The 16,343-nt window shown below is 75.2% G+C and carries 14 protein-coding genes; 5 read left to right on the plus strand and 9 right to left on the minus strand.

Annotation, left to right across the window (positions count from 1 at the left end):
- The 4 genes from ACFWA9_RS11615 to ACFWA9_RS11630 all read right to left on the minus strand — a co-directional run bounded on the left by ACFWA9_RS11615 (position 1) and on the right by ACFWA9_RS11630 (position 6,476).
- The gene (locus tag ACFWA9_RS11615) at positions 1-2,598 is read right to left on the minus strand and encodes a tetratricopeptide repeat protein (protein ID WP_380385832.1); all 2,598 of its coding nucleotides are present in this window, start codon (positions 2,596-2,598) and stop codon (positions 1-3) included.
- 5 nt (positions 2,599-2,603) lie between these two features.
- Positions 2,604-3,959, minus strand: coding sequence for a hypothetical protein (locus tag ACFWA9_RS11620; RefSeq protein ID WP_352293850.1), 1,356 nt, complete (start codon positions 3,957-3,959; stop codon positions 2,604-2,606).
- A gap of 161 nt (positions 3,960-4,120) precedes the next feature.
- The gene (locus tag ACFWA9_RS11625) at positions 4,121-5,065 is read right to left on the minus strand and encodes a glutamate ABC transporter substrate-binding protein (RefSeq protein WP_352293852.1); all 945 of its coding nucleotides are present in this window, start codon (positions 5,063-5,065) and stop codon (positions 4,121-4,123) included.
- A 16-nt stretch (positions 5,066-5,081) separates the two neighbouring features.
- Positions 5,082-6,476, minus strand: coding sequence for a hypothetical protein (locus ACFWA9_RS11630; RefSeq protein WP_380385836.1), 1,395 nt, complete (start codon positions 6,474-6,476; stop codon positions 5,082-5,084).
- Between the two features lie 359 nt (positions 6,477-6,835).
- Here ACFWA9_RS11630 and ACFWA9_RS11635 point away from each other — a divergent pair, with 359 nt between their 5' ends.
- From ACFWA9_RS11635 to ACFWA9_RS11645, 3 genes are all read left to right on the plus strand, one after another.
- Entirely contained in the window at positions 6,836-7,411 is a 576-nt protein-coding gene (locus ACFWA9_RS11635) for a nucleosidase (protein ID WP_329489938.1), read from the plus strand.
- A 26-nt stretch (positions 7,412-7,437) separates the two neighbouring features.
- The gene (locus ACFWA9_RS11640; protein WP_380385840.1) at positions 7,438-7,956 is read left to right on the plus strand and encodes a DinB family protein; all 519 of its coding nucleotides are present in this window, start codon (positions 7,438-7,440) and stop codon (positions 7,954-7,956) included.
- Positions 7,957-8,124: 168 nt separating this feature from the next.
- Positions 8,125-9,558, plus strand: coding sequence for a hypothetical protein (locus tag ACFWA9_RS11645; protein ID WP_380385843.1), 1,434 nt, complete (start codon positions 8,125-8,127; stop codon positions 9,556-9,558).
- Between the two features lie 79 nt (positions 9,559-9,637).
- Here ACFWA9_RS11645 and ACFWA9_RS11650 read toward each other — a convergent pair whose 3' ends face one another.
- Positions 9,638-10,234 (minus strand): cysteine hydrolase family protein, encoded by a 597-nt coding sequence (locus tag ACFWA9_RS11650; RefSeq protein ID WP_352293862.1) that lies wholly within the window; start codon positions 10,232-10,234, stop codon positions 9,638-9,640.
- A 117-nt stretch (positions 10,235-10,351) separates the two neighbouring features.
- On the opposite strand from ACFWA9_RS11650, the gene ACFWA9_RS11655 reads away from it, so the two are divergent.
- Positions 10,352-11,410 carry a GlxA family transcriptional regulator gene (locus tag ACFWA9_RS11655; protein WP_380385846.1) on the plus strand — a complete coding sequence of 353 codons (1,059 nt, stop codon included), beginning with the start codon at positions 10,352-10,354 and terminating at the stop codon, positions 11,408-11,410.
- On the opposite strand, the gene ACFWA9_RS11660 is transcribed toward ACFWA9_RS11655, so the two are convergent.
- Complete coding sequence (locus ACFWA9_RS11660; protein WP_380385849.1) at positions 11,311-12,345, minus strand: TetR/AcrR family transcriptional regulator C-terminal domain-containing protein; 1,035 nt, start codon at positions 12,343-12,345, stop codon at positions 11,311-11,313. The genes ACFWA9_RS11655 and ACFWA9_RS11660 overlap by 100 nt on opposite strands.
- A 246-nt stretch (positions 12,346-12,591) precedes the next feature.
- Here ACFWA9_RS11660 and ACFWA9_RS11665 point away from each other — a divergent pair, with 246 nt between their 5' ends.
- Positions 12,592-13,704 carry an FAD-dependent monooxygenase gene (locus tag ACFWA9_RS11665; RefSeq protein WP_380385852.1) on the plus strand — a complete coding sequence of 371 codons (1,113 nt, stop codon included), beginning with the start codon at positions 12,592-12,594 and terminating at the stop codon, positions 13,702-13,704.
- Positions 13,705-13,813: 109 nt separating this feature from the next.
- Here the strand turns inward: ACFWA9_RS11665 and ACFWA9_RS11670 are convergent, their stop codons facing one another.
- From ACFWA9_RS11670 to ACFWA9_RS11680, 3 genes are read right to left on the minus strand one after another with little or no spacing between them, the layout of a single operon-like run.
- Positions 13,814-14,347 carry a hypothetical protein gene (locus ACFWA9_RS11670; RefSeq protein ID WP_380385855.1) on the minus strand — a complete coding sequence of 178 codons (534 nt, stop codon included), beginning with the start codon at positions 14,345-14,347 and terminating at the stop codon, positions 13,814-13,816.
- Positions 14,348-14,405: 58 nt separating this feature from the next.
- The gene (locus tag ACFWA9_RS11675; protein ID WP_329489946.1) at positions 14,406-15,083 is read right to left on the minus strand and encodes a response regulator transcription factor; all 678 of its coding nucleotides are present in this window, start codon (positions 15,081-15,083) and stop codon (positions 14,406-14,408) included.
- On the minus strand, positions 15,080-16,321 hold the full coding sequence (locus tag ACFWA9_RS11680; RefSeq protein WP_380385858.1) for a sensor histidine kinase: 1,242 nt from the start codon (positions 16,319-16,321) through the stop codon (positions 15,080-15,082). Before ACFWA9_RS11680 ends, ACFWA9_RS11675 begins: the two co-directional genes overlap by 4 nt.
- Positions 16,322-16,343 lie beyond the last annotated feature (22 nt).

A 16,343-nucleotide genomic window follows, 5' to 3' on the forward strand; every position in this document is an offset into this window, starting at 1 on the left:
CTACACCCACGTTCTGGGGCGGGCGCGGTTGGCCCGCTCCACCATCTCGATCCTGATCTCGGCCCGGTCGGCCAACCGGGCGAGTACCCGGTAGGACTGTTCCAGTGCGAGCCGCAGTTCCCGGTCGGCGGCCGGCCGTCCGAGGACGGTGACCTCGCCGGTCGTCGCGGTCCCACCGGTCCCGTCCGCCCCGCTCGCCCCGGCCGTCACACCCGCCGTCCCGCCCGCCTGCCCGGCGCCGCCGGGCGAGCCGGCGGACACCCAGCCGAGCGCGCTGTCGAGCACCTCGACGGAGAGCTCCTCGCGGGTCCGGTCGTCGAGCCGCAGGGCGGTCAACTGCTCGGAGCACGCGCCGAGGTCGGCGCCGAGCGGGTCGGTGGCGGGCCGTCCGCGCAGCCGGGCCCGGACGGCGGCGATCCGGGCGGCGGTGAACTGGCTGGAGGTGGCCGGTACCGACTCCAGCGCCCGGACGGCGCCGGGGCGGTCCCCGTCGGCGAGGCGGACCCGGGCCAGGCCGAAGGCGGCGCTGAGGTAGGCCTGGTCGGTCGTCCACACCAGGCGGTAGAACTCGGCCGCGTCGCCGCCGTCGCCGAGCAGTTCGGCGCAGATGGCGAGGGCGAGCTTCGGGGCGGACTCGCCGGGGAAGGCGTCGTAGACGGCGTCGAAGGCCTCGGCGGCGGCCCGCAGCCTCGCCTCGTCGGGTTCGCCGGGGGACCCGGGACCGGAGGAGCCGCTGACGGAGTCGACCAGGGCGACGAGGCCGCGGTACCAGACCACCCGCCAGTCGTCCGGGTGGTCCTTCTCCAGGGCGGCGAGCATCCGGTCGGCGTCGGCGCGGCTGCGCAGTTCCAGGTGGGCGCGCAGTTCGCGCAGCCGGCGCTCGGTGGAGACGGCGGGGGCGCCGGCCAGCGCGGCGAGTGCCTCCGCCGGGTCGGCGGCCAGCAGGGCGGCCAGGAAGCCCGCGTTCGGGTCGTTCGGGTCGACCCGGGGGACGGGCAGCGCCAGGGCGGCGGCGGCCGGGTCCAGCGCGGTCACCCGCAGCTCGCCGCGGCGCACCGCGGGGAGCACCAGATCGGTGTCGACCACCCGCAGTTCCGGACCGAAGAGGGTGGAGAGGGCGGGGCGGGGCCGCTGGTCCTGGAGCGCCAGCACCTCGCGGAGCACGCCGGTGAGCTGGTCGGCCATCTCCTCGGCGGAGCCGAAGCGGCGGGCCGGGTCCGGGTCGGTGGCGCGGACCAGGAAGCGGTAGTAGGACTCGTACTCGGCGAAGGCCGGCACCGACTCCGGCCCGGGCAGGCTCTCCCGGTAGGTGGTGCTGTAGCCCTGGAAGTCGAAGGTGAGCACGGCCAGCGTGCGGGCCACCGTGTAGAGGTCGGAGGCGGGGGAGGGGCCGTCGGTGGCGATCTCCGGGGCCTGGTAGCCGATGGTGCCGTAGATCGGGCCGTCGTCGTCGAGGCGGCGGACGGCGCCCATGTCGATGATCTTGAGCGCGTCGCCGCTCTGGATCACGTTGTCGATCTTGAAGTCGCAGTAGACCAGGCCCCGGCTGTGCAGGTACCCGAGCGCCGGCAGCGCCTCCAGCGCGTACGCGATGCCCTGTTCCACCGGCAGCGGCAGCCGCCGGCCGTCCGGCGCCCGGCGCTCGTTGGCGATGTCCTTGAGCGACTTGCCGCCGACGTACTCCATCACGATGTAGCCGTCGGTGGAGCCGGTGCGCAGGTCCGGGTGCTCGGCGAAGTTGATGATGCGGACGATGTTGGGGTGGTCCACCTCGGCGAGGAAGCGCCGCTCGGCCACGGCCACCGCGAGCGCGTCCTCGTCCCCGGTGTCCAGCAGGCCCTTGAGGACCACCCACTTGTCGTTGACCCGCCGGTCGATGGCGAGGTAGATCCAGCCGAGCCCGCCGTGCGCCAGGCAGCCGACCACCTCGTACTGCCCGCCGACCAGGTCCCCCCGGCGGAGCTTGGGCGTGAACGAGTACGGCGTGCCGCACTTGGTGCAGAAGCCGTCGGGCCGCCCCGGCCGGCCGTTCTTCTCCCGGCCCACCGGGGTCTCGCACTTGGAGCAGAACCGCTTGCGCTCCGGCACCTCCGGGTCGGCCAGCACCGCCGCCGTCGGATCGGCCGCCGGCACGGTCGGCACCGTCACCAGACCGGCGCCGAGCCGGTGGCGGGTGCCCGCGCTGACGCTGCCCCGGCTGCTGCGCACCGAGACCGAACGGCCGCTGCCGGTCCGGGTGGAGCGGTGCGAGCGGGAGCGGCCGGACAGCGAGCGGGACGAGCCGGTCCGGGAGGAGCGCGCCGAGTCGGGGTCGACCCGCGCGGACGGCACGTACGGCTGGGTCAGTCCGGTGTCACCGCCGGGGGCGGTCAGGCCGCACTCGTCGCAGTACCCGTCGTCGTCGATGGTGCCGGCGCACTCCCGGGGGCAGGGCGAGCCGGGGCCCGCCGCGGCGGTGCCCACCGGGGCGGCGGAGCCCGTCGAGGGGGAGCCCGTCGGGGCGGCGCCCGCCGGGGCGAGCCCGCACTCGTCGCAGTAGCCGTCCGCGTCGATCGTCCCGTCGCCGGTGCACTCCGGCCGTACGCACGCCTGCGCCATGAACCTCAGCCCCCCAGTCCGTGTTGCTGTGTCTGTCCGTCGACCGGCCCGGCCCCGGGCGGCTCGGCCTGCGCCGGCCGCAGCGACTGCTGGAAGCGGGCCACCGCGCCGGCCGCCGCCCGCAGGTCGCAGGGCGCGCTCCAGAGCAGCCAGCGGGCCTTCTCGTAGCGCTCGATCACGACCGGGTCCTCGGCCACCCGCAGCCGGGCCGCCATCGCCTTGTACGCGTCCAGGCGCCCCCGCAGCTCGGAGCGGACGGCCAGCGGCTGGGTCACCTCGGTCAGCGACTGCCGGGCCCGGCCCAGCTCCTTGGCGGCCGCGTCCTCCAGCGCGTCCAGCAGCGGCGCCAGCCGGTGCCACTGGCCGCTCTGGCGCAACTCCAGGGCCAGCACGATCTGTTCGCGCAGCGCCGAGGCCGGTCCCGGCACGGCCGGCACCTCGGTGGCGGCTATCTTCGCCAGCACCTCGCCGCGCGCCCGGCGGGCCTGCGCCAGCGTGGCGTCGGCCCGTTGCAGCAGGTCGCCGACGCCCTGCAGCCGTTCCTCCGCGTCGTCGCGCAGCCGCAGCAGGTCCTCCAGCTCGACCCGGACGCCGTCCAGCGCCCGGCCGGCCCGGTCGAAGCGCTCGGTGTCCACCACGCCGGACGGCGTGGCGAGCGCGGTGCCGTCCGGGCGGGTGCCGCGCTGGGCCGGTACCCGGGCCGGGCGCCAGAGCGCCAGCGGGTCGCCGCGCACCTCGGTGCGCAGCTCCGTCAGATCGGCTTCGAGCCCGGCCAGGTCGTCGCCGAGCGGGTGGTTGCCGGTGTGCACGCCGAGCGAGGCCGCCAGCGTCTGCACCCGGCGCAGTTCGGCCAGCAGCAGGTCGATCCGGGCGGGCAGCGCCGACCAGACGGCGTCGGCGGCGCTCACCACCTCCAGCACGGTGGCGTACCAGGAGTTCATCCTGGTCATCAGGGAGTCCAGGCTGACCCGCTCGACCAGCTTGGCGGGTGCGCCGAGCAGCTGCGGGCCGTCCGGCACCGCGCCGCCGGGTACGGTGACCGCCTCGCCGGTGAGCAGTTCGCTCAGCTCGGCGAGTTCGGCCGCGCCCGGTCTCGACCGGCGGGCGCGCACCGCGCGGGCCGAGGCCAGCGCCTCCGAGTAGCGGTCGAACAGCGACCAGAGCAGCGGCAGGCCCTGCCCGGCGACGGACCAGCGCTCCTGCGTCCGCCCGGTCAGCGCGGCGCCGTCGAGCAGCCGCAGGCCCGCGTGGTCCTGGAGCGAGAGCAGCGCCGACTCGACCGCGTCGCGGTCCGCGCCGAGGCGTGCCAGCGCACGGTCGACCTCCTCCCGGCTCAGTACCGGGCCAGCGGAAGCTGCCAACGCCCTCTCTCCTTCTCTGTCCTGGATCGTTCTCGCTGCCCCGGACCGATCCGCCCCGACCCTAGCCTGTGGCCGCGGGGCCGGACCGGGGCCGGGCGCCGACGGGCCGTCACCGGGCCGTCACCGGTTCCTCAGGGGGTGCCGGGGTCGTGCCGGGCCGGTCAACGCTGCGCCGGCCAGTAGTGCTCGGCGTCGTTCAGCATGTACGGCTTGAGCCAGCGGTCGTACGCCGCCCGCCACGCGCCGCTCGCGTGGTAGTCGGCGAGCACCTGGTTCACCCGGGCGGTCAGGTCGGTGCTGGTCTTGAGCATCGCGACGCCCATCACGGCCGGCCGGACCTCGCCGTCGACCAGCCGGACGGTCTGGTCCTGGGCGGCCTGGCTGGCCGCGAGGCCGTCGTCGGTCATGGTCGCGTCGACCTTGCCGAGCTGCATCAGCACCAGGCAGTCCAGGTGGTTCTCCACCGAGACGATCTTCGCGACCTTCGGACGGGACTTCAGCTCGTCCTCGGCGGAGGAACTGGTCGCCGCGCAGACGGTCTTGCCGTCCACCGCCTCGTCGATCGTCCTCGCCGCAGACGCCTTGGGGACCACCACGCGCTGGCTGGTGTTGAAGTACGGCTTGGAGAAGGCGATCTGCTGGAGCCGGTCGCAGGTGATGGTCATGGTCCGGACGATCAGATCGACCCGGCCCTCCTGGACGAACTTGACCCGCTCGGCGGTCGGGACGGCCTTGAGGGTCACCTTGTCCGGATCGCCCATGATCGCGGCGCCGATCGCCCGGGCGAGGTCGATGTCGAAGCCCTCGATCTGGCCCGTGTTGGGGTTGCGGGAGCCCCAGCGGAAGCTGTTCTGGTCGACGCCGATCACCAGGCTGCGCTTGGCCTTGACGGCCTTCACCGCCGGGCCGTCCTCGCTGCTCGGCGGCACGCTCTGGTAGACGTCGCAGTCGTTGCCGGCCTGCTCCTGCCGGGGCGCCGTGGCCGGCGCGGCGGCGCCCGCCGACAGCACCGCGCCCTGCGGGCCGCCCGCGCCGAGCACCGCCGCGCAGCAGGCGAGCAGCGCCACCGCGGTGGCCGATCCGGCCCGTACCGTTGTCCTGCCCATCGTGTCCGTCCCCCTTCTACCGGTACTCGGCCAGTCGCCGGCCGAGGCCGCGCAGGGCCGCGGCGGCGGCCACCAGGGCCAGCACCGCGACCGCCGCGGCGGCGGTGCGCAAGTCCCCGTCGGTGCCCTCGGCGGCCCGCTTGAACTCCTGGAGCTCGGTCGCGGCGGCCTGCGCCAGCCGCTGGTCGGTGGCGTTGAACGCGGCGTCGGAGGTCTTCGGCACGTCCGCCTCCTTGACGGTCACCGTGGCGTCCAGCGCGCCCTGGTAGTCCGCCTCGACGTTCTCCAGGTTGCTCGCCGCCTGGTGCCGCTCGCGCCACTGGTCGTACTGCCGCATGGCGTCGAGGATGGCCGCGCCGGCGTCCTCGGGCGCCAGCCGCCGGGCCTCGGCCAGGGTGCCGGCCGTCCCGGGGCGACCGGTGTCGGAGCTGAAGAGGTGCTCGGTGGTCTTCGTCCAGAGGTCCGCGTACTGGGTGCTGGAGCCGCGGGCCACCAGGTGGAGGTTCTCCGCCAGCCGGGCGGTCAGCACGTCGACCCGGGCGGCGTTGAGGGCCTTCAGCGGGTTGGCGCCGTCGATCTGGCTCTTGCGCAGCGTGGAGTTGGCGCCCGTCCCGGCCACCGTCAGCCAGAGCACCGCGGCCAGTACGGCGGCGGTCGAGCCGAGCAGCCCGATGTTGAAGACCCGGTTGGTCCGCCGGTACAGCGTCGTCTGCACCCAGACCAGCGCGGTGAGCGTCACCACGCCCAGCCCGTACGCGGCCCAGGGGATGGACTGCGCCTCGGCGTAGTCGTCCGCCAGCGCCTGGTTCTCGGCGGCGCTGAGCTGGGCCGCGGCGGGCAGCAGCACGGTGCGCATCTGGTCCGAGGCGTGGCGCAGGTAGGCGCCGCCGAGCGGGAAGCCCTGGCGGTTGTCGGCCCGCGCCGTCTCCACCAGGCCGGCGTACACCGGGACCTGCTGGTTGAGCGTGGCGAGCCAGCCCTGGGCGGGGGAGGAGGTGGTGGTGCGCGCCGCGGCCTCGGCGATCAGCCGGGACGCCGTCGCGAGGTCCTGTTCGTAGCGGTCCCGGACGGCCTTCGGCTCGGCGCCGGCCAGCAGGAAGCCGGTGGCCGCCGTGGTGTCCGCGTCGGCCAGTGAACGGTGGATGTCGGCGGCCGCCTGGCTCAGCGGCTGGCTGTACGAGACCACCCGTTCCGCCGCCTGTGCGCGGGAGTTGACCTGCCAGGCGGTGAGCGCGCCGAAGGCCACGGTGAGCACCGCCAGCAGCGCTCCGGCCAGCCGCAGCCGGCCCGGTGCCGTCCGGGTGGCGCGGCGCAGCCGGCCGAGCGGGCCGGTCTCCCGGGCCGCGGCCGTGCCGCCGGGCCGCGCCGGCGCCACCGTGCGGGGCCGCTCCGTACGTACTGGTGTCGCCACCGGCCTCACCCTCCCCTGTGGCCGGCTCCGTCATCCGGGGCCCGGCCGTTGCCAGCAGTATGGCCGTCACTCCCCGCGGCCACACCCGACTTGCGCCGATCTTGAGCATCGCGGGGGCCCGGTCCCGGGTCCCGCTCCGCGGGCACTGCCGCGATCACTGGTACGAGTGCGGCCGACCACGGTGTCGAGCCCTGCCGGCGGCCGCCAGGGCTCGCCGGGGTCCGTCGCCCCGGTGCGCGGGGCGGGTCGGTGATCGGGTCGACGCGGGATGCACCCTATGCGGTTCCCCGGACAGTCGGAGGGGAGGGGTCCGGTTGTGCCGCCCCGGTCTCCGGAAGGGCCGTCCGTACCATGGCGGCATGCGACTTCTGGGAACGATCTCCGCCGACCGTCCGCTGCTCGTCGTCGCCGTCCGGGAGGAGGCCGCGTACCTGGGTGACCGGCTCCCGGTCCTGCTGACGGGCATCGGCAAGGTCAACGCGACCGCCGCACTGGCGACCGTCCTCGCCCGTGGCGAGCACCCCTCCGAGGTGGTCAACCTCGGCACCGCGGGCGCGCTGCGCTCCGGCTGGGCGGGCACCCACACGGTCGTCCAGGTGATCCAGCACGACCTCGACAGCCCCGCGCTGCTGGAGCTGACCGGCCGTACCTACGGCGCTCCGCTGATGGTCGGCAAGGGGGACGGCCCGGTGCTGGCCACCGGCGACCAGTTCGTCTCCGGCGCGGCCGCCCGTGACCGGCTCGCCGAGCACGCGGACCTCGTCGACATGGAGGGCTACGCCGTCGCCACCGTCGCCCACCGGGCCGGGCTCTCCGTGCGGCTGGTGAAGCACGTCAGCGACGAGGCCGGCGAGGGCGCCGTCCACTCCTGGCGGGAGTCCGTCGACGACTGCGCCCGCCACCTCGGGGACTGGGTCCACCACCAGGGCTGGTGACGGGAGGGCTCGTTAGCCTGGTGGGCGTGACCGACAACACCGCCGCGAACGAGCACCGTGACGTCCGCCCGCCGGGCCTCGACGCCGACGAACCGACCACCCTGCTGACCTTCCTGGACTACCTGCGCGAGGCCGTCATCGGCAAGACCGACGGCCTCACCGACGAGGACGCCCGGCGCCCCGGCGTCGCCTCCGGCACCAGTCTGCTCTGGCTGGTCCGGCACCTCACCGCCGTCGAGCTCAACTGGTTCCTCTGGGCCTACCGGGGCGAGGGCGACGAACCGTGGGACGACGAGGCCGCCTCGCCCGGCGACGAGACGGTGGCCGGGTCGGTCGCCGCCTACCGGGCCGCGATCGCCCGCGCCAACGAGGTGATCGCCGCCGCCTCCGACCGGCTCGACCGCCCCGGGGTCCGGTCGCTGCGGCCCGGCGCCGAAGCGCCGTCGATGCGCTGGGTGCTGGTCCACATGATCGAGGAGACCGGTCGGCACGCCGGCCACGCCGACATCATTCGCGAGCAACTGGACGGTTCGGTCGGCCGGTAGGGCCCTGCCCGGACCCCGCCCCCGGACCCCGTTGCCGGGCACCCGCCCGCGGCGCGACGCCGGGGGCGGGTTGGCCCGCATCTGACGGTCAGTGGAATACTCCCCCGCGCACCGCGGCGCCGTCTCGACGGCGCAGCGCGCTTTCACACATGGGGGATTCGGAAGTTCATGTCATCGTCAGTCAGATCCACGCGTTCCGCCCGGGCCGTCCTCGGGGCGTCGGTCCTCGCACTCACCCTGCTCGGCACCTCGGCGTGCGGGCCGGACAACAGCTCGGCGGACACCGCCGCCGCGGCGGGCGCGCCGGCCCTCGGCCTCCCCGCCAACCTCGACGACCTGAAGAAGTGGAAGTTCGAGGACTGGGAGAAGTGGGCGAAGGACTACGCCCTCCCGGCCGCCACCAAGGGGTTCTGGACCCTGGAGAAGCTGCTCCAGGCCAAGCCGAACGAGCCGATCGAGCCGCCGGCGCCGCAGCCCGCGGGCACCCAGGCGCCCGCCCAGCCGTCGGCCCCGGGGCCGAGCACCCCGGCGGCGGGCAGCAAGCCGCCGGCCGGCCAGCCCACCCAGCCGGGGCACCCGACCACGCCGGCCGCCGCGACCACCCCGGCGGCGCCGAAGCCGTCCAACACCCAGCAGCCGGCCTCGCAGGCCCCGGCGCCGCCCAAGCAGCCGGCGCAGCCGCCCTCCCAGGCCCCGGCCCAGCCGACCCAGGCCCCGGCCCAGCCTTCCCAGCCCGCGCAGCCGCCGGCCCAGCCCGGGCAGCCGCCCGCGCAGCCCGCCGACAACGGCAACGACCCGCTGCCGAAGACCGTCAACGCCCAGCCCCTGCAGCATCCGTACACCAAGCTCGCCGTGCACGGGAAGCTGTTCGCGGACGAGCCGGGCGCCGGCGCGGCCGGCGGCGGTCTGGGCCGTTCGCAGTGCTCGGCGACCGTGGTGGCCGACCCGGCCCACCCCGGCAAGAGCAACCTGGTCTGGACGGCGGGCCACTGCGTCCACCAGGGCAAGGGCGGTTCGTTCTACAGCAACATCTCCTTCATCCCGGCCTTCAACAGCAATGCCGCGATGAGCGGTGGCAAGCAGGCGGACGAGTCCCAGTACGCGCCGTTCGGCATCTGGGGCGCGACCCAGGCGGTGACGTCCCCGCAGTGGAAGGCCGAGGGCGGCAAGACCGGTGACGCGGCCACCCACTACGACTTCGCGGTCATCCGGGTGAAGCCCGCGGACGGCGCGAAGTCGCTGGAGGAGACGGTCGGCGGTGCGGTGCCGGTCTGGTTCAACGCGCCGCGTGACCAGCTGAGCGTCACCGAGTACGGCTACCCGGCCGCCCCGCCGTTCGACGGCATGGAGCTGAACCGCTGCGAGAGCGGCAAGCCGGGCCGGCTGTCCTACGAGCCGACCCGCCCGCCGATGCTGGTCATCGGCTGCACCATGACCGGCGGCTCCAGCGGGGGCGGCTGGCTGGCGGTCAAGGACGGCAAGCCGGCGCTGGTCAGCAACGTCTCGGTCGGGAAGCACACCGGCGACCCGATGTACCAGGCCGGCCCGTACCTGGACGACGTCGCCGCGGGGGCGTACGACTTCCTCTCCAAGAAGGGCTGAGCCCCCAGCGGCCGCCCCCGCACCCCGGTGTGCGGGGGCGGCCTATGAGGCGCTGATCAGCTGACTGCTGGTCAGTCAGTCAGCTGACCGCCGCCGCCAGGACGGCGCCGGTGGTGACCACCTTGGCGAAGCGCATCGCGTGCAGCACCGTCGCGGTGGCCCGGGCGAGTTCGGCGGCCGGCACGGTCACGCCGTCCGGCCCGGCCATGTCGAAGGTGTGCATGGCGTCGGTCGGGAAGACCGTGTCGTACCCGAGGTTGCCCGCCATCCGCGCCGTGGTCTCGTTGCACACGTTCGTCATGATCCCGACGATGACGACCTGGCGGGCGCCCCGCTGCCGGAGCCAGGCGTGCAGGTCCGGGGTGCCGTAGAAGGCGCTGTTCACCGGCTTGGTGATGTGCAGGTCCGCCTTGACGTCCGCCACCACGTCCTTCAGCTCGTACCCCGGGGTGCCCGGCGCCAGTGGCCCGGTCTGCGAGGCGTGCTGCACCACCACGACCGGGCGCCCGGTCTCCTGCCAGGTGCCGATCAGTTCGCCGATCCGCTGCTCGGCCTCCGGGTTGTCCCGCTCGCCCCAGAACGCGTGGTCGTCGAAGCCCTTCTGGACGTCGATGACGACGAGTACGGCGTCGGAGTCGATGGTGAGCGGGGCGTCGAATGCGTCGGTGTTCGTCATGCGTCCATCGTGTCGGCGCCCGGGCACCCCGGGTGAGGGGCGCCGGCGCCACCCATCGATCGATTCCTGCCACCGTGCCCCGGGCGCCCGGGTGCCCTTCGTCGCTAGATTTCTGCCATGCGGACTGTGGGTTGCCTGATCTTCGAGGGCGTGCGGGCGTTCGACTACGCGGTGATCGGCGAGGTGTGGTCGAACCGGCTGACCCGGCCCGGGCTGCCCGCGTTCGACCTGCGGGTCTGCGGGCCGCAGGGCGCCCGGGTGCGGCTCGGCGGCGGGCTGGAGCGGGTGCCGGACTTCGGCCTGGAGACGCTGCGGGAGTGCGATCTGGTCGTCGTCCCGGGGATGGAGCGGCTGAACGAGCCGCGCGACCCGGCCGTGCTGGCCGCCCTGCGCGCCGCCCACGAGGGCGGCGTCACCGTCGCCTCGCTCTGCGCGGGCGCCTTCGTCCTCGCCGAGGCCGGGCTGCTGGACGGCCGGACCGCCACCACCCACTGGGCGCTCGCCGGCGAACTGGCCCGGCGCTTCCCGGCGGTGGACGTCCGCCCGGAGGTGCTCTTCACCGGTGAGGGCGGGCTCTGGACCTCCGCCGGGGTGGCGGCCGGCATCGACCTGTGTCTGCACCTGGTGCGCGCCGCGCACGGCCAGCAGGCCGCCGCCACGATCGCCCGGACGATGGTCACCGCGCCCTTCCGGGCTGGTGGGCAGGCGCAGTTCATCCCGTCGCCGGTCCCCGAGGACGCCGGCGGTGACGACGTCCTGGCCCGGGTCCGCGCCGAGGTCCTGGCCGCCCTCGACACCCCGTGGACGGTCCGCGGGATGGCCGGGCTGGCGCTGATGTCGGAGCGCTCGTTCGCCCGCCGCTTCGTCGGCGCGACGGGCACCACGCCGCTGCGCTGGCTGCTGGAGCAACGCGTGCTCCTGGCCCAGCGGTTGCTGGAGGAGACGGACCTGCCGGTGGACGCCGTCGCGGTCCGCAGCGGCTTCGGTGCGGCGGTCTCGCTGCGGCCCGTCTTCGTCGCCCGGGTCGGGGTCGCCCCGCGCGAGTACCGCCGGGCCTTCCGGGGGCGCGAGGGGGATCAGGGACCGGCGGGCGCCGCCGGGCCGACGCGGGAGGCCAGTCCGTCCAGCAGGTTGGCCAGGCCGAACTCGAACAGGGTGTCCAGGTCCAGGTCGTAGCCGTTCGGGAGGTCGGCCATCAGCCGGCCGAACACCGGGAAGCGGCCGGAGTCGGCGAGCGCGCCGATGACGGGGAGCTGGCGGTCCATCCACTGGTCCTCGGTGACGCCGGTGGCGGCCCGGGCCTGGTCCTCGCGCTCCAGGTTGACGGCGATGCCCTCGATGTAGCTGTACAGCAGCACGTGGATGTCGAGCATGGCCGGCGCGGAGAGGCCGTGGCCGTCGAGCGCGGCGAGCGCCCATTCGGCGTGCACCAGCAGGTTGGGCAGCAGCAGCGGCCGGGTGACCGGGCTGAGCTGCGCGAGCCAGGGGTGGCGGCGGAACAGGGCCCAGAGGGTGCGGGCGCCCAGCTCCAGGCGGGGCCGCCAGCCGGCGGGCGGGTCGGCCGGGTAGCGGGCCTCGCCGAAGGCCGCGTCGGCGGCCAGCATGACCAGCTCCTCCTTGCTGGTGACGTAGCGGTACGGCGACATCGCGGACACCCCGAGCCGCCCGGCGACGGCGCGCATCGAGAGCGAGCCGAGCCCTTCGGCGTCGGCCAGCTCCAGCGCGGCCCGGACGATCCGCTCCCGGCTCAGCTCGCCGTCCCCGGCGGGCGCGCGGTCCGGTGCGGGGTGGGCGGCGGCTGCGGTGGGCGGCGCGGGCACGGGCGCGACGGCAGCTGCGGCCGGTGCGACCGCCGGAACCGCCACGCCCGGTCCGGTCGGGCGGGTCGGGCCGCCGGCCACCACGGTGCCGACCCGGGCCCGGGCCTCCACCAGCCCTTCCAGCCGCAGCACGGTCAGCGCCTTGGTGGCGGTGGCGAGGGCGACGCCCCACTCCTGGGCGAGCCGGCGGTTCGAGGGCACCCGCTCGCCCGGGGCGAGCGCGCCGGTGGCGATCCGCCGTCGGAGGTCGGCGGCGATGCGCCGGTAGGGCGGGTCCGGGTCCGTGGCCATGCTGTCGACTCCTCGGAAGATCTTTTCGCGGTCGTCCGCCCTGTACTAGCTCAGGGCCGACCGGCCGAGATGCCCGCCGAAAGGCCCGCTGTACTAGCACAGATACGCCCGAACCTGCTGGTCAGCTCCTTGCGTGCCTCTGAATTTACGTCGTACATTCAGAGCGCGAGCTGCGCACGAGCAGCTCGCTTACAGCGTACAGACACAGGCGTCCGGGTAACCGGCCGCGAACAGGGGGAGTTCCTCATGCAGACCGTCCTCGTCTCCGGTGGCGGCATCGCCGGCCTCACCCTCGCCCACTGGCTGCGCCGCAACGGCTTCGCCCCGACGGTGGTGGAGCTCGCCGCCGCCCCGCGCCGTGGCGGCCAGGCCGTCGACATCCGGGGCGTCGCACTCGACGTCGTCGACCGGATGGGTCTGACCGGGCCGATCCGGGCCGCCCGGACCCGGATGCGCGGCATGTCCGTCCTCGACGCCGACGGCAACGAGGTGCACCGCTCCACCGAGGCCACCTACAGCAGCGGCCGGCTCGACAGCGACGACGTCGAGCTGCTGCGCGAGGACCTCGTCGCCCTGCTGCACGAACACGCCTCCGACGGCGTCGAGTTCGTGGGCGGCGACAGCATCACCGGGCTCCGGGAGGACGAGCACGGCGTGCACGTCACCTTCGCGCACGGCGCGCCCCGCACCTTCGACCTGGTGGTCGGCGCGGACGGCCTGCACTCCGGGGTCCGCAGGCTGGCCTTCGGCCCCGAGGAGCGGTTCCTGCGCCACCTCGGCTCCCACGTCGCCATCTTCGGCGCGGACAACTTCCTCGGCCTGGAGGACTGGCAGGTCTGGCAGCGCGACGGCCACGCCGGCTACGGCATCTACCCGGTGCGCGGCAACCGCGAGCTGCGGATCACCTTCGGCTACGGGAGCGACGAACCGGCCGTGCGCGACATGGCGCTGGCCAGGCGGCAGGTCGCCGAGCGGATGGGCGCGCTGCGCTGGGAGACGCCCCGGCTGCTGGCCGCGCTGGAGCGGGCGCCCGACTTCTACGCCGACGTGATGGCCCAGGTGCACCTCGACCGCTGGTCCGTCGGCCGGACCGCCCTGGTCGGCGACGCCGGGTACTGCGCCTCGCTGCTCTCCGGTCAGGGCACCAGCCTGGCGCTGGTCGGCGCCCATGTGCTCGCCGACGAGCTCGGGCGGGAAAGGGCGGCGGGCGGGGACCACCGCGCCGCCTTCACCCGCTACGAGGAGCGGATGCGCCCCTTCGTGGTCCTCAACCAGGCGCTGGCCACCGAGAACCCCGGCGGCCCGCCGGCCGAGGAGTCGGTCGAGCGGGCCAAGCGCGCCATCGCCCTCGACCGCTGAGCGGCCCAGGCGCCGAGCCGGCGCAGGGGCGGGGGCAGGGGGCAGACGCAGGGGCAGGGGCAGGGGCAGGGGCAGGGGCAGGGGCAGGGGCTCAGGGCCGAGGGCGCCCCTAGAAGTCGCCCGCCCGGCGCAGGACGAGGTCGGCGACGGCCTCCCAGTGGGCGTCCGGCGCGGTCACCACGAGGTGCCCGGCGCCGCACGGCAGCGAGGCGCTGGTGCAGCCGTGGGACCGGGACCCCGCCACCCGGGTGGCGACCCCGTCCAGGCGGAGGACGACCTCGTGGCGGACGGGCCCGAGGTCCTCCGGGAACGTCCCGTGGTCGATCCGCCCGGAGTCGGCGAGGAAGACCCAGAGCTCGGACTCGGGCGTGCTGAACGGCCGGACCCGGTGGCTCTCCGGCAGCGGCCGGGAGGTCTGGACGGTCGCCATCAGGTCGGTGCCGCGGTGGTAGCCGACGTCGAGGCAGTGGAGGAACCCGTCCGAGCTCTGCCGCCCCAGCAGGGTGAACCACCCGGCCGGGGCGTCGCGGAGCACGGCGACCGGCTCGCCGAACTCCTCGGCGGTCTCCCGGTCGGGCGTCCGGATGCCGGGCGGGCGCCGGTCGTCGCTGTGGAACACGGCTCCCCCAAGTGTGTGCTGCACGGGCCGACTTGACCCAGTACACCACGGCGGGCCGGTCCGCCGGGGCCGGGCCGGGCGGTCACCGGGACGGCGTGACCAGCCCGGCCTCGTAGGCGGTGATCACGAGCTGGACCCGGTCCCGGGCGCCCAGCTTGGCGAGCAGCCGCGACACGTGCGACTTGGCGGTGGCCACCGTGATGAAGAGGTCCTCGGCGATCTCGGCGTTCGACCGGCCGCGTCCGACCAGGGTCAGCACCTCCCGCTCCCGCTCGGTGATGCCCTCGACCGTCGGGGGCGGGCCCTCCGGGGCGGCCCCGGGGCGGGCGGCCCCCGGGCGCCCGACGAAGTCCGCGATCAGCCGGCGCGTCACGCCCGGCGCGATCAGCGCGTCGCCGTCGGCGACCACCCGGACCGCCGCGAGGATGTCGTCCAGCGCCATGTCCTTGACCACGAAGCCGCTCGCCCCGGCCCGCAGCGCGTCGTAGACGTGGTCGTCCTCGTCGAAGGTGGTCAGCACGAGGACGCGGGCCGTCGCCGGTCCGGCCGTGATCAGTCGGGTGGCCTCGATCCCGTCCATGCCGGGCATCCGGATGTCCATCACCACGACGTCGGGGCCCAGCTCGCCGACCAGTCGGACGGCCTCGGCGCCGTCGGCGGCCTCGCCGACCACCAGCAGGTCGGGGTGGTCGGCCATGATCACGCGCAGTCCGGACCGCACCAGCGGCTGGTCGTCGACGAGCAGGACGCGGACGCTCATCGGGCCACCGCCGTGACTCCGGCGGGCAGCGGCAGCCGGGCGGCCACCCGGAAGCCGCCCCCGGGGCGCGGCCCGGCGCTCAGCCGGCCGTGCAGCAGGGCGACCCGCTCCCGCATGCCCACCAGCCCGAAGCCGTGGTCCGGCCCGCTCGTGGCGGCGCCGCGCCCGTCGTCGACGATCTCCACCGACAGCTCCCCGTCCCCGTGATCGATGGTCACCCGGCAGTGCCCGGTGCCCGCGTGGCGGACCACGTTGGTCAGCGCCTCCTGGACGATACGGTAGGCGGACAGCTCGATCTCGGCCGGCAGCGGACGCCGCTCCCCCCGCTGGCGCAGGTCGACCCGCACCCCCGCGTCGGCCGTCGCCGCCACCAGCCCGTCGATGTCCGCCAGTCCGGGCGAGGGCGCGAGCGGCGCCCGCCTCGACTCCGCGGGGCCCGGGTCGCTCTGCCGCAGCGCCACCAGCGTGCGGCGCAGACCCGCCAGCGTCTCGCGGCTGGTGGCCTCGATGGCGCGCAGCGCCTCCCGGGCCTCCGCGGGCTGGGTCTCGATCACCCGGCTCCCGACCCCGGCCTGGATGGCGATGATGCCGATGCTGTGCGCGACCATGTCGTGCAACTCCCGGGCGATCCGCAGCCGTTCGGCGGTCACCGCCTCGGCCGCCTCCTGCGAGCGCAGCGCCACCGCGTGCTCGCGGCGCTCGCGGACCAGCAGGCCGACGGTGCAGGCCGCGGCCGTCGCCAGGACGGCGATCACGGCGTTGGCGGTCAGGTTGTCCCCGTGGGCGAAGCCGCCGACCAGCAGCAGTTGGACGAGGGTGGACACGGTCACGGCGCCGATCCAGGCCCGGCGCGCACCGGTGGCGACGACGAAGCCCAGGAGGGCGTCCACCGCCAGGAAGGGCAGGAACTGGCTCTGGTAGGTCAACGCCAGGTGCGGATCCCCGGAGTTCCCCGTGCCCACCACCACGACGGCGGAGCCGAGGAGGGCCATCGCCAGCGCCAGCAGCGGCATCCTCCGCACCACACCGACCAGCAGGCTCACGGCCAGCAGCGACCCGACGGCGTGCAGCGCGTGCGGAGCCCGCGGCGTGGCCCCCGCCAGCAGAGCCGTCGCGAGCACGTAGACGGAGCCGCCCACCCAGGCCGCGACGCGCGTGCCGGTCACCGGCACGGCGCCTCTCCGCGAGGGCCGGGGCGGGGGCGTGGCGGTGCGCGGGGTGATCGTTCCGACGTTCATGCGGCGAGGTTAGCCAGCGGCC

Origin of the sequence: Kitasatospora sp. NPDC059973, assembly GCF_042737525.1 — a bacterium.
In the GTDB taxonomy this organism is placed as follows: domain Bacteria; phylum Actinomycetota; class Actinomycetes; order Streptomycetales; family Streptomycetaceae; genus Kitasatospora.